7 protein-coding genes are annotated in these 13,759 nt (G+C 60.6%); 3 read left to right on the forward strand and 4 right to left on the reverse strand.

The window, feature by feature from the left end; translation table 11 throughout:
- Positions 1–74: 74 nt before the first annotated feature.
- Positions 75–3,638, forward strand: coding sequence for a hypothetical protein (locus tag PLJ71_13365; protein HQM49671.1), 3,564 nt, complete (start codon positions 75–77; stop codon positions 3,636–3,638).
- 215 nt (positions 3,639–3,853) lie between these two features.
- On the opposite strand, the gene PLJ71_13370 is transcribed toward PLJ71_13365, so the two are convergent.
- The 3 genes from PLJ71_13370 to PLJ71_13380 form a co-directional block, all read right to left on the reverse strand.
- Positions 3,854–5,419 (reverse strand): sulfatase-like hydrolase/transferase, encoded by a 1,566-nt coding sequence (locus PLJ71_13370; GenBank protein HQM49672.1) that lies wholly within the window; start codon positions 5,417–5,419, stop codon positions 3,854–3,856.
- Positions 5,420–5,482: 63 nt separating this feature from the next.
- Positions 5,483–7,024, reverse strand: coding sequence for a twin-arginine translocation signal domain-containing protein (locus PLJ71_13375; protein HQM49673.1), 1,542 nt, complete (start codon positions 7,022–7,024; stop codon positions 5,483–5,485).
- A gap of 381 nt (positions 7,025–7,405) precedes the next feature.
- Positions 7,406–8,698: a hypothetical protein gene (locus PLJ71_13380; GenBank protein ID HQM49674.1), complete on the reverse strand. Its 1,293-nt coding sequence runs from the start codon at positions 8,696–8,698 to the stop codon at positions 7,406–7,408.
- Positions 8,699–9,350: 652 nt separating this feature from the next.
- Here PLJ71_13380 and PLJ71_13385 point away from each other — a divergent pair.
- Complete coding sequence (locus tag PLJ71_13385; protein HQM49675.1) at positions 9,351–10,910, forward strand: DoxX family membrane protein; 1,560 nt, start codon at positions 9,351–9,353, stop codon at positions 10,908–10,910.
- Between the two features lie 86 nt (positions 10,911–10,996).
- Positions 10,997–11,773, forward strand: coding sequence for an SGNH/GDSL hydrolase family protein (locus PLJ71_13390; GenBank protein ID HQM49676.1), 777 nt, complete (start codon positions 10,997–10,999; stop codon positions 11,771–11,773).
- A gap of 257 nt (positions 11,774–12,030) precedes the next feature.
- Here the strand turns inward: PLJ71_13390 and PLJ71_13395 are convergent, their stop codons facing one another.
- Positions 12,031–13,212, reverse strand: a complete 1,182-nt coding sequence (locus tag PLJ71_13395) for a Gfo/Idh/MocA family oxidoreductase (GenBank protein ID HQM49677.1) — start codon at positions 13,210–13,212, stop codon at positions 12,031–12,033.
- Positions 13,213–13,759: the final 547 nt, after the last annotated feature.

Consider the following 13,759-nt stretch of genomic DNA (forward strand, 5'->3'; position numbering starts at 1 on the left):
CAGGACGCTTGAAAGGATTCATCGTCCGTTTGAACAAATATAACTCATTCATGCAAAGGGGCTTGCGAACTTTGATGAGGTTCGGAAGAATGGCAGGTATCGGCGAAAGGCTGCCCCGCCTTCTTTCTGCTTTGAATACGCGTCTTGCCTGTGCCGCCTGTCTGTTTTCGCTCGCTCATCTTGCCTATGCCCAAACGCTTACCGTCTGGGACGGCTCGGAATCCAGCCTCTCTGCGTGGTCGGCGCCAACCGGGCTGCGCACATCCATCCTTGATGGCCGCCTCTGCCTGAACATCGAACAGCCCGATTCGCGCATCACGCGCTCCGAAATCACCTGGACCCCCTCGCCGACGGACACGTTTGTGATTAGCTACCGCGCCGAAGGTTTCACCGTCGCAACCACGGCCGGGGAGATTTTCTACCAGAATGACGCGCATGCTTTTGCGGACACGTTCTACGTCAACCTTCCGTCACTCGTGCTGGATGGGCGGCCGCATGAGCTGGTCGTGCCCGTTCGCGACTATCTGAGGTCAGGCATCGGCGATTGGGTTGGAAACGGGCCGATCACGTCGTTGCGCATGGATCTTGTCGACCAGGCTCCTGGGCGCATCGAGATTGAATCCATTCTCCTAAGCGCGAGCGTGCGTGGAATCACGCTTGACGAAATCGAAGCCGCAGCGCAGGTGAAGTATCTGTTCCCGACCAACGCATTCACTCGGCAATCCAATGGTGCGTTCGAACGGAACGTGATTCTCCCCGAGGGCGAATATACGGTTTGGGCGCATTTCCTGGACACCGAACTCGGCCAGCGACAATTGAATGGTTGCACCATCAACGGGGCGCTCGTCGAACCGCCTGCCCTTCCGAAAAGCGGCCAGCATGCGTGGGCAAAAGCCGGCAGTGTTTCCGGCGGCCCTTTACGCCTCGGCATCAACCAGCCGCCGTCCGTCCTCCTTGACGCCATGCTCGTCGCCCGCGGCGCCGAACCTCCTCACGATAAGCCTCTCATCCTTCGGGAAGCGCCCGCGAGCGCCATTATGCCATCCGCTCCGGAGCACAAACCTGGCGAAGACGAGACGCTGCAACCACGGCCTACCGAATGTGTCTCGTGCGAATTCCGAGACGTCGTCAACGCAGGTGAAAACCAGGAGGTCACGTTGGTGTTTCGCTCCGAAACGCCTGTGTCCGCCGGCGAGGTCGTGACCCTCCGTGCTTGTCCGCCCGGGAGCAGTAAGGCGTTACATTCCGTCCAGTGTACGCTGATCGCAGAGCAATGCACGCACAGTGACGATGGCATGGTGACGGTTACAGGCCTCTCCCTGCCCATATCGCGCTGGCTCCCGTCCCTGCCCCTCGAGCTGCGGTTCGAGTTGGACGGCAGGCAACTCACCAAGATGCCCGCAAACCTTATCTTTGCCTATCACAACGACCCGCCCCGCGAAACACTCGAGAGCCATGTCGACGCCTCAGGGAACGTACCCCGGCTGGTCGTCAATGGAAAACCTATCTATCCGTTGATCGGAAACGCGGGCGGTCGCGATATCCCCCGCACGCGCGAAGCGTTCAAGCGTGCGAATTTCAACATCGAATCCAGTTGGATCGATGGCTTGGGCTCCGATCAATGGTGGGTGGGGCCGGATGCGTATGATTTCACGCCGGTAGACGCCAAGATCGTCGAAGCGCTCGACTTCGATCCCGCGCTTTTGGTTCTGCCTATTGTCTGGGCCGCCCCGCCGGATTGGTGGAAGGACGTTTACCCCGATGAGATGGCTCGATTCAGCGATGGGACTACCTGGAACTACTACCGCTCCGCCCACTCGTTCTCGTCCGAAATCTGGAAGCGCGACGCGGCCGCCGCCCTCTCGGCTTTCGTGCACCACGTTGAATCCATGCCCTACGCTTCGCGCGTGCTCGGCTACTGGATTATCGGCGGCGTCTCGGCGGAATGGCAGGGTTGGGGCTGCCATGCCTCGCACGAGAATGGGCATCTCATGGATTACAGCCCACCCGCGCAGGCCGCATTCCGTGCATTCCTTCAACGCGCGCATCCCGATCGCGCCGCGCAGTTCGCCACTGCGCAAGTTCCATCTATCGAGCAGCGCCTGGCCAGCGAGCTGGGGATGTTTCGCGATCCGGCCGCCGCGCAGATGGTCATCGACTACGACGCATATTATTCCGAGAGCGTCGTCGACGGCATGCTCCATTGCCTGCACGCCGTTAAAGAGTCCTGCGGACGCAAGAAGATCACGGGCGTCTATTTTGGCTATTCAATGGAATACGCCAACATGAGCTGGGCGCACCACATGAGCGGGCATAACTCCCTGCGCAAAGCGCTCGATTCGCCGGATATCGACTTCTTCTCCGCGCCGCCGAGCTACGCCGTCCGCAAACTGGGTGAAGACCAATCCTGGATGTGGCCGTTCAGGGCCATGCAGAAGGCCGGCAAGCTGGTGTGGGTTGATGACGACACGCGCACATACTTGTCGGGGGAGTGTGGCTATTCGCCGTTGATCAACCCGGAGGAAACAAGGGAGGGACTGCGCAGAAACTTCGCCAAGGTCTTGTGCCGCCTGTGCCCCCTGGGGTATCTGCCGATTGAATCCGGTTTGGAACTCGATGACGCCGGTGTGGCGCACGATATCCGCATCATCCGGCGTGCCGGTGAACTTGCGCTGGCGAACAATGTCGAGCGCCACCCCGAAATCGCGGTCGTCATAGACGAAGACAGCGTCAAGTACCTCAAATACGATGCCGAGCGGCTGCCCTCCGGCGAGGTCGACCGCATCATCGGTTGGAACGGCAACGTTGCCAACACGCCCCGCAGTGTCAACACCCTCACGGGCGACCTTATCAGCTATCAGCGCGACCGCATCGCGCGTATCGGCGCGCCCGTTGACTACCTGCTGTTCAGCGACCTCCCGAAGTACGAGCACGTCTACAAGCTGTTCATCATGTTGAGCTGTCTTCAATACGACGAAGCCGAATTGCAGGCCGTCCGCGACAAACTCCAGGCCAAGCCCGCGACAGTCCTCTGGTGTTACGCGCCCGGGTTCATCCACGAAGGAACGGCCACTGTGCAGAACATGGAGGCGCTGACCGGCATAAGCCTTGCCATGCTGGACGCCCCTTCGTCGCCGCAAACGAACATTGTCGATCTCACGACGCCGTTTTGCGGACCGGCTCTGGATTCAACGACCTTCGGTGTCGAATACGCCTTCGCACCGCTATTCCACGTGGTTGACGACCGCGCAATGGCTCTCGGGCGGTATTGTGATACCGGCAAGATTTCACTCGCGGTGAAACAGGTTGGCGTTTCCACCTCCATCTTCTGCGGCTCCAACAAACTAAGCGCCGGCCTCCTGCACAGTATTGCTGGAGCCGCGGGCGTCCACCTCTATAGTGACAGCCTTGAGCCCTGCGACGCCAATGATCGGTTCGTCTATCTGCACAGTTCCCAAACCGGACCAAAAGCCGTCGCACTGAGACAACCCGGCGACGTTATCGACGTCTACGAAGGCAAGCTCTTGTTCGAAAACGTCGACCACTTCACCATAGACATGCCGTTGGAAACCACAAAGCTCTTCTACATCGGCGACGGGGACGCGTTTATGAGGTTCATGGACTACCCGTCTCTGTGAGAACCGCATTTCGCGGAGGGATGCGCTGGGAGGCTGCGGTTTCCCCCGCAGGTTCAAAAGACTCAGCCGGGCTTCAAATCCCTTTCTCAGCATGACGGAAGGCCGGTGAGCCGGACGAGATTTGAACGTATCAAGCGGAGACACGGCTCGGCGCGTACGGCTCAGAGTGACGCCGTGGAAACGAGAATACCGTTGTCTGCAGGAATGTCCCGGCGCTATGCGTGCAACCAGGCTAGAATCCGTGCCTCGTCATCATCCTTCCAGGGCACGACGTCTTCGGGTTTGAGGTCGTCCCACCCGCTGAAGATGCGCGCCATGGTTTCCTTGTAGGTCTTGGCTTTCTGCTGCTCGTCACGCCACTGAGCGAACGATTCGCGATCGTAGGCCTTCACCTTCGCGTCCACAGCCTCATAGTCAACGATGCGGCGCAAGAGCGCATCCATCTCCCCCACAACCGCGGATTCGGTGCCGGCGCGATTCCACACTTCGTCGGGATCGTCCTTCAGGTTGAAGAGTTGCGATGGATGGCCGACATAAACAATATACTTCCAATCGCCTCGGCGAAGCATGAAGGTTCCCGTGTTGAGCGTGGTGTCGTGAAATTCGCTCAAAACCCAGTCTGGCCTGTTGGACGACGTCCCGATCAGTTCCGGCATCAACGAATGACCGTCCAGTCCGTCCGGGGCGGCGATGTTGGCCATGTCCATCAGCGTGGGATAGATATCCACGAGCGATACGGGCGCCGTCACCTCGGAGCGGCGCTGCACGTCAGGGCCCGCAATAATCAGGGGAACACGCGCCGATGATTCATAGTGGTTCATTTTGTAGAACTGGCGGTGTTCGAGGGCGTTTTCGCCGTGATCGCTCGTGAAGATCACGTACGTGTTGTCCGCGAGGCGCGTGCGCTCCAGCGCCGCGAGAATCTCGCCTGACATCGTATCGACCTCGGCGCACATGGCGTAGTAGGTGCGCCTGACGCGCTGCACCATGTCCTCCGAGAAACCGTGCATCCAGTTCTTGACCGCACGCTGATAGGCCATGACGGGGTGATCTTGTCTGTCCGCCGGAGGAATCGTTACACCGCGCTCGTCAATCAACGCATAATACCTGTCCGAAGTCATGAACTTGGGATGCGGCGCGCTGACCCCCAGGTAGAGCAGGAAGGACTTTTCCGGCGACTCGGCGGCATCTTCGAGCCACGCTACGGCGCGCTCCGTGTTCTCCCAGTCCTTTAGATGCACCCGCGCCTCGCCGCCTGCGACCAACTCGGGACCGGCCATTCGGTACTGAGGCCGCGCAATATCCGCCGACCGCGTCCATGCGGACACGCGTGCCCGGACTGAGTGCGCTCCGGATAGATAGTCTTCTTTTCCGTAGGTCTGTGTGCGATATCCCGCCGCATCGAGTTGCGTGCGGAATGTCGCATCATTTGGAGACAGTCCCTTGTAGTTGTTCCATCCTTCACAATGATAGGTGTGCCGCCCGCTCCACATGCTCGCCCGCGACGGACAACAAATTGGATTGTTGCAGTAGGCGTTTCGGAACAGAACCCCGCGATCAGCCAACGCATCCAGGTTGGGCGTGGCTTTGCGCATGGCGGGATGGCCCATGCATCCGAGCACACGGCCGTCCCAGCTGTCGGTCTGGATAAACACAATGTTGGGCCGCCGCGATGCACGGTCTGCAGGGACACTCGGCACAGCACCCGATGCCAACACCGTCGAAGCCGCCAAACCTGCTTTCTTCAAGAACTCTCTACGACCCAGGCTGCCAGCCGCCATTGTCCAGTCCTCCTCAACGAGGCAAAAAACGCCATCGGATATCCCCGATTATCGATTGTCCAGTCAGACTTCCTCTACAACCTTCATTCCAGTCAAATGGGCGAGATGGCGGATCGTTCGGGTGTGGTCGCCGTAGTACGCCACCCGGTGCAACGAGGCATAGTAGTCCTTGGCGCTCTCGCCCAGGGCCCCGCCGCCCCAGTTTTCGAGCAGTTTGTCGGCGTCGTTTACCTCGGCGGCGATTTCCGTCCGGCAACCGCGCTCTTCACCTTTGGGAACCTTGGGAACTTCGATGATCTTTCCTGTAAACATCAACAGGGTGTCAAGATGGACCAGTTTGGTGAAGGTGACTGTCTGCCCGATGCGATAATGCACCTCGGTCACCGCACCGCCACGGACCTCCGCATGCCTCCGAAGCAGGTAGGGCGACCTGGGGCTCTCAGGGCCTTCCATTCGCAACGGAGCCGAGCAGTGAGAGAGGTGAAACGCGTTCTTGGACGTATCCACGCCCGCCGCATTGCCAAGGAAACCGGCCCGGTTCAGCGCGTGCCGGAAGATCAGCATTGTGAGGAGGCAGTCCATGTCCCCGTCGCAGGCCGCGGGGATGCCCCGGTCGTTAAGACGTGAAAAGCCCAGGCATGGAAAACCGCGCTCGAGCCAGCGCATACACGTCCCGACGCATAGTCCGTCAGCATGGTTTTCGGCGATCAACTGGTCCAGAGTCAGGCTTGCCCTGGCGGCCTTGATTACGTCTTCGCGAGCCGGTTCGACGATACTCTCGGCCTCGTCGAGCCACGTTTTCGCCTCGGTCTCCGCGGCGGCGGCGTCCACCTTCGCCATTACCTCGTCGTAACGCCCTTCGGCGATCTGCACGAGTTCGACCCCGAGCCGTTCTTTTACCTTATCCGGCGCATAGGACTCGGGCGTGCCCTTGAACGGCGGGGAAACGAGTACCCGGCTTCGCCGCAATAGCGGAGCCACCCTCAGCAATGCCGCTGCCCGCTCCAGGTCGTCGTAGTCGGTGCTGTTATACAGCGTGATCCGCTGTCCTTCCTCGCGCCACGGCTTCACCAGGCACCAGTCGTGCCCGCCAACGACAGGGAGGTGAAACAGAGCCACTGGCCGGCGCTGTTCGAAGATCGTTGGCATGACTCTTTTCGGGCCGAAGATGTCCGCGCTGATTGCCAGCACGGGAGCGTCGGGACCCGCTTCGTAGAGCAACCGACCGGTCTGCTCGGCATTACTCGCTTGGCCGACGACGAATTCCACGTTGCCAAGGTTCTTCTCTGCTTCGGCCAGGCGCTTCCGCACGGCCGTGATCTCCGCTTCTGACGGGGTCCAACTGCGCTCCCCCGGCTCACCAGCAATAATGGCGCAAATGCGAACCTTGGAATTGGCAACGGACGCGGAACTTGACGTTTCGGAGGCGGCCGCCAAATGGCCCGTTGCCAGCGCTATCCCGCTCACCGCGCTTGCCCCCAGAAACTGCCGGCGTGTGCAATGCGTACACATAAACCATCCCTCCTCTTTTGTCGCCGGCCGGCGCGGACCGCGCGCCGATGTCTCGGCGCCGGAACCCGGCTTGTCGTACGTCCCCTCATTCATCCGACGTTTCCTGCGCGGACCTTGACGGATCCCTGAATGTAAGCTGTGGCAATCGATGGCAATAATAAGAATGCCCTGTAGCCATTTGAGCAGAAGTCCCGGTTGGATCTCAAACTCCGGGCTCGATAGACGGCACAGGCAGAATGTCCCGCAGTCGATACACTTCATCATCGCTGGCTCTCTCGCCGATTTTCAGAAGAGACCCCGGCTCCATGGCGATCGCAGCATCCGACCTATGCTGAGACAAGCCCGGTCGAATCCGCTGTGAGCCAGAGGCGCCCCCCCTGCCCCGCCAACAGGCTCGGAGATGGCATGGATCGGAATGAGCCAGGAACCGTCCTCGATGTGCAGCGCCGGGGGACGTGAAAACGCTGAACGCTCTCAACGTCGAGCGAGCGCCTCGTAGTACTCGCGGTCGAATCGTGCAAGCTCGTCGGGAAACTGGCGCCACATGCGGCTTTGCCGCCACAGCCGTGCGTGATTTCGAAGAGCGGCCTCGATATGCGCCGAGGTCGGAACCACGAACTGGTAACCCGACGCTCCCGTGGACCCGTAGTAGCACCACATGCCGACACTGTTGCTGATCTGATGCCCGCTGACCGAGTACCGAAGGAAGGGATCGAGCTCAGAATCGCCGCGTCCCGCTTCGCCGCGCAGGCAGAAGTCCGCGTACGCAAAGACAAACGGGAGGTACACGTCCACGCTGCCGAATGGGTCGGTGCTCGAGTGCAGGTATAGAATCTTGTCTCCCAACAACGCCCGCGCCTGCCGCATGGACTGATACCCGACCCGAAAATCGTCGCGCAGCGGACACCACCCATCGAAATACAGCCCGTCCAGCTGGTACTGGTTCAAGACGCGTTCAAACTCGCCAAGCAGGTCAGGCGCGCTCGAATAGTAAGGGATGCAGTACACGACCACCTGAAGGCCGACTTGATGCGCGTCATCCAACATCCGCACGAAGGCGTCCGGGTCCATGGGCTCATGACGATCCGTTTCCCACGGCTTCGGATGGGCGTAGGAGCCGCCCGGGGGATCTTCGACCCATTCCGGCGCATCCCTCCAGATCTCTTCGTGCAATGCGAGAATCTGGCAATGCTGCGCTATCTCTTCGAGCGACGCCCGCGACGCGTAGCGTTCCGTGATCTCATTATCCTTGAGGAGATAATACAGAATGTCGTGCGATATCGACTGGCCGATTCGTTTTGGATTCTCGGAGCGGGGCGGACACAGCGACACCCACAGTTCGTCCCATCGCGCGAGATGACAGCGGAAAGACCAGGGCTTTTCCTTGTCGAGGAACTCTGTTGGACGCGGCGGGATGGAGAAGAAACCGCATCCACCGAGCTCGTCCAGCAACAACCGGTTGCCCCGGAGCTCCCTGCGGTACACCGGGTCGAAGAAACACTGGAAAGAAAGCTTCATGTTTTGCTGGGGTTCGAAGATGAGCACCGAATCCCCCTGGACGGTGATACGGAGACCGTTGCCTTCGAGGGTGCAGCGGAATGGCGTTCGTTCCGAGATGCGCCACGGAGCGAAATGCCCGTCCAGCGACAGGCTCAGGAGTTCACGGTCCGCTCCGAGGCGTTGGCGCATGTGCAGCACGTTATCCGGGTCCAAGGTTACTTCGCTCCCGGGCGTGAGGATATGGAATCTGCCACTTTCGGTGCTCACATCCTCGATCCCCATGCCCATCAGGACCTCGTTGGATGTTGGATATTCAGCACCCCTATTCGCAGGCGCTGCTCCCGGAAACGCACAAACCAGCGGAACAGACGACATCGCGGTGAGCAGGCGCCTTCGGGAAATCGTTGGGTCTTCTGTATACGGACCGGTGGGCTCGATCATGATGCTGGTCCTTTCCTGGTTTCTCCCATATCGCCTGTTGGGATCTCCGCCTGGCGCGTACGGGAATCATAACGATCGCACCGGATGATAATGAAAAGACTGAATCAGAAGGTTAACGATTTGAAACCCGTATGGTCAAGAAACTCAACCAAGCATTGAATCCCTTTCTCAGCAAGACAGGGAACCGGTAAGTCATGCGGGAGCTCGCCCGATTTGAGGCGGAGACACACCCTGCGCGGCTGCCGTGGTCATGCTTGTGCGCCATAGAAACACATCCTCCCCATACGAATCCGGCCGGATTCGAGTCAAAAGTTCCATGCGGCCTCGCAGCGAGAGCATGCCCCTGAGACATTCCTGGCAGGCGGCCCTTTCTCGCTCCCGAGAAGTCCGCCAGCATTGTACGCCATGGAAGTCCTGCGCTAAGATACCGGCTGCCGCCGGGCCGATGAACAGCAACTGCATGTAAGGAGAAGCGATTATGTCACTGAAATCAAACAGCGAAGTAACGGGGCCAGGCGCGTTACCTGGGGTCGTGCTCACGCTGTTGCGCGTGCTCATCGGCTGGCATTTCCTTTACGAGGGCATTGTAAAACTTGCCGCGGACAGTTGGAGTGCCGGCAGTTACCTCGCGGGGTCGCGCGGCGTTTTCGCGGGCTTCTACCACTGGCTGGCGGCCACTCCGGAAGCGCTCCGTCTCACGGACCTGATGAATATGTGGGGCCTGACCCTGCTCGGGGCCGCGCTGATTCTGGGGCTGTTCACGCGCACCGTGTGCGTGCTGGGCGCGCTGCTGCTCTCCTTCTATTACTTGGCCTATCCGCCGTTCGCCGGGCTCGACTTTGGCGTACCCGTGGAGGGCCATTACATGATCGTGAACAAGACGCTGGTCGAACTGGCGGCGCTGCTGACATTGACCGCCGTGCGGCCCGGTACCCAACTGGGGTGGGATCGTGTTGTGCGCCTCGTTTGGGAGAGGAACAAACGAGCAGCCAACGCTCAGAGCCCCGTTGCCGGAACCGCCCCACTCTCAACGCGCCGCGAGGTGCTCGCCGGCCTCGCGACTACCCCGCTGCTGGGCGCATTCGCCTGCGCCTATAAGCGCCAGCACGAGCAGGAATCGCTCGACGCCATGTCCGGCGCGACCATCGTGCTGCGCGACACGACCCTCGCCCAGTTGAAGGGATCCTTGCCAAAGGGCGCCATCAAGGACCTGAAGTTGAGCCGCATCATCCTGGGCAACAACCTGATCGGAGGCTGGTCCCACGCGCGGGACCTCATTTACGCATCCGAATTGTTCAAGGCATACAATAACGATCGAAAGGTCTTCGAAACGCTCATGCTCGCCGAAAAAGCCGGAATCGATACCATGGTCGTGGTGAACGACCAGTTCCCACTGTTCAATAAGTACAAGCGGCTCATGGGCGGTAAACTACAGACCATATGCCAGACGTTCCCGGCGGAAAAGGACCTGTTCACGGACATCGACAAGGCCATCGACAACGGCGTGACAACGCCCTACTTCCACGGAGGGACCGCAGACCGGTTCGTGCAGCGAGGGTGGATCGAGCAGGTTGGCAAGTGCGTCGAGCATATTCGGCGCCAGGGCTATCCTGCGGGCATCGGAGCACATTCAATCCAGGTGCCCATCGCGTGCCAGAAGGCCGGTATCGTTCCCGACTACTATGTCAAGACCTGTCATCACGACAGGTATTGGTCTGCTACACCGCGCGCGAACCGTACCGAGTTTTCAGTGGAGCTAAGCCCGTCCGGCGATCACGACATGCCATACGACAATATGTTCGACGTGTTCCCCGAACAGACTATCGAGGTCATGAAGAGCATCGAAGTGCCATGGATCGCCTTCAAAGTGCTCGCGGGCGGCGCGATTCACCCCACGGACGGTTTCCACTACGCGTTCAAGAACGGCGCCGATTTTCTGTGCGTGGGCATGTTCGATTTCCAGATCGTGGACGATGTCAACATTGCCATGGACACCCTGGAAGCGTGCAAGGAACGGGAGCGGCCCTGGCGCGCGTAAGAAAAAGCGTAGCGCCGCGGCAGTGAGAAATGCAGTGTGCCCGGTTTGGGTCGGGAAAAAGAGCAACGGTTGAAGGAGTACATGAAATGAGTATCACTGAGCCGAGTCGAGGATGTACACGCCGCAGTCTGATTCAGTGCGGGGTTGCCGCCGCCGCGGCTTCGGCACTGTCGGGCTGCGCTACGCGGCCGCACACGTGCGGAGCAGCCCTTGGAAAGTCCCTTGTGCAAGACGGCGTCGTGCTTTTTCAGGGGGACTCCATAACGGACGCGGGACGGGACAAGGAGAACGCCTCTGCAAACAATTTTCGAGCGTTGGGACAGGGGTATGCGAACATGATCGCATCGGCTCTCTTAGGCGGGCACGCCCCCCTGCGCCTGCAGTGTTACAACCGCGGGATCAGTGGAAACAAGGTGCCCGATCTGCAGGCTCGTTGGCAGGCGGACACGATCGACCTGAAGCCTGCGGTGCTGAGCATACTCATTGGAGTGAACGACATCTGGCACAAGCTGGCGGGTAAGTACAACGGCACCGTGGCGGACTATGAACAGGGGTTTACAAAACTGCTTGCCGATACGCGCACGGCTCTTCCAAAAACCCGGCTCGTGATCTGTGAACCCTTCGTGCTGGAGTGCGGAGCGGTCAACAAGGAATGGTACCCGGAGTTCACCGAGCGGCGCGCGGTGGCAAAACGCGTCGCTGAGGCAGCAGGGGCTGCGTGGGTGCCATTCCAGGCCATGTTCGACGAGGTGGTCAACGATACGACCCCTCCCGCCTACTGGGCGGGCGACGGCGTGCACCCCACGATGGCGGGCCATGCCTTGATGGCCAAGACCTGGCTGGGCGTGACAGGGCTGGGATAGTTCGCGCGGGGCGCAGGCCACTTTCCCGGGAACACCACATCGGAGGAATGTTCTCTCAGCCTTCTGATCAGGGCGCCGTTGCCATGCCTGAGATTTCGTCCGGCCCGAGCCAGTCCGTGCGCTGAGCGGAATCTCATGCTGCGCATGTGGCGCCCGGTCTGCGCATTCAAATTCGGGCATCCGGGTGCTCGCGGAACGATTCTTACGCCTAAGCCGCCGGTTCGAACCCGGACCCCGCGACAGGCCGCTCTTCTTCATCATGCCCAACGCTTCAGGGGATGGGAACGGTCTTCCAAGGGTATGGCCACGCGCCCGCCTTGAACGCACGAACCAAATACGGCCTGGATCAACTCCCACGACGCGAGGCCGTCGTGCACGCTGAAGGCCGGGCGGCGATTTTCCTCGATGGCGCTGATGAGGTCGTCCGTGATGACCTTGTTGCGCTCGCGGAGCGGATCCTTGACCTCGACGGCAGGGGCGTCCGGCAACGGCTTCCAGTTGACGGCGTTCCCGCCGGGGGCCCAGGCCGAATCGTCGAACCAGTGCACGCTGACCGCCTCGTCGCCTCGAGGAATGCGGATGGAAACGATTCCGCGGCTTCCGTAGATGTCGATGCCGAAGCGGCCACCGTTTCCGTCGGGGTTCTTCATCGAATCGAAGTATCCGGCGGTGCCGCCCTGGAACGCGTACATCGCGTGAACGCGCTCGCCCACGATGGGCCCGAGCGGCTCGGTTGCCGCGCGCACGTCGGCAGGCGTGGCCGCGCGGCCATCGACGGTGACGTTGGCAGTGCACCACGCCGGCGAACCGCCCATGAAGAAGCGCATCAGGTCAAGCACATGGGTGCCGAGCACGATCAGATCCTCTCCGCCGGCGCGGTGGTCCTCCTTGCCGCGGGCGCGCGCCTCCAATACCGTGCCGATGAGACCCTGCTCGCACACCAGCTTCTTCGCGTGCTGAACCAGCGCCATGCCACGAAAGTTGAAGGCGATTGCCCACTTCAGGTTCTTGGCCTCGATAGCGGCGACCATTCCGTCGCCGCTTGCCAAGTCGTCACAAAAGGGTTTCTCGATGAACCCGTGAGCGCCAACCTCGGCGCAAGCCAAGACGTAGTCGCGGTGGTTCACCGTGCATCGCGGCCCTACCGCCACCAGGTCAGGCCTCTCTTTCTCGAGCATCTCGCGATAATCCGCGTACGTGCGCTCGACGCCCACCTCCTTGGCATGCTGTGCCCGGCCGCCCTCATCCGGATCCGCCAATGCGACGGTTGCCACGTCGTCCCGCAACGCAAACGCGTACTGGATGCAGTGCCCATAGCCGCCCATCTTGCTGTCGCCGATGATGCAGGCCTTGTACTTCTTCCCTGACCCCGTGCCCGCTATCGCGGCCGCGGCCATAGCGGACGACGCCGCGATGAATTCCCGGCGGTTGAGATGCATTTCCGGTCCTCCGTGTTGTCCAGAACAGACGCCCGCAGCATAGGCGAGCGATGGGACGTCGTCAAGCGAAGCCGCCCTTCGCTGTCCTCCAGACCTCAGATGTACCGTAACCTGCACCGTACGATTTGCACGCCGCGCGCTTCCTGTGGCATATGTGCATCGGAGCCGGTGGCAAACAAGGTCCAGCCCGTTCCAACAACCCGGCAGCCGGCACTCATAGCCCGGATGCCGGCGGGTCGAATCGGGTCCCCTCTCCACAAGTACAGCGATTCCGTGGTGCTCTCGAGATTGAGGCGGAGAACGGGTGGGTGTGCCCCTGCCGTCGCACGGCGCTTTCAGTAGTTTGGGGTACTTTGCGGCCGGCCGGCAAAAGAAAAAACCCCGGAAATGCCTTGTTTTCTGGGGTTTCTATGTGTATGGTGCCGGAGGAGGGACTCCTTCCTCGCCCCTATAGTTGAATGACTCAGGGTCTGAGCGCCCACGCAATGTCTGCTTTTCAGGTTCCTACAAATACCCGAGCGCCTCGAGCTGGGCCTTCCGCACCGTC

The sequence above is a fragment of the Candidatus Hydrogenedentota bacterium genome (genome assembly GCA_035416745.1).
Classification (GTDB): domain Bacteria; phylum Hydrogenedentota; class Hydrogenedentia; order Hydrogenedentales; family SLHB01; genus UBA2224.

What these genes read in the sequence shown, in the direction of transcription:
- PLJ71_13385 (HQM49675.1), top strand. Translation starts at nt 9,351, where the DNA reads ATGTCACTGAAATCAAACAGCGAAGTAACGGGGCCAGGCGCGTTACCT.
- PLJ71_13395 (HQM49677.1), bottom strand. Translation starts at nt 13,212, where the DNA reads ATGCATCTCAACCGCCGGGAATTCATCGCGGCGTCGTCCGCTATGGCC.
- PLJ71_13365 (HQM49671.1), top strand. Translation starts at nt 75, where the DNA reads ATGAGGTTCGGAAGAATGGCAGGTATCGGCGAAAGGCTGCCCCGCCTT.
- PLJ71_13370 (HQM49672.1), bottom strand. Translation starts at nt 5,419, where the DNA reads ATGGCGGCTGGCAGCCTGGGTCGTAGAGAGTTCTTGAAGAAAGCAGGT.
- PLJ71_13375 (HQM49673.1), bottom strand. Translation starts at nt 7,024, where the DNA reads ATGAATGAGGGGACGTACGACAAGCCGGGTTCCGGCGCCGAGACATCG.
- PLJ71_13390 (HQM49676.1), top strand. Translation starts at nt 10,997, where the DNA reads ATGAGTATCACTGAGCCGAGTCGAGGATGTACACGCCGCAGTCTGATT.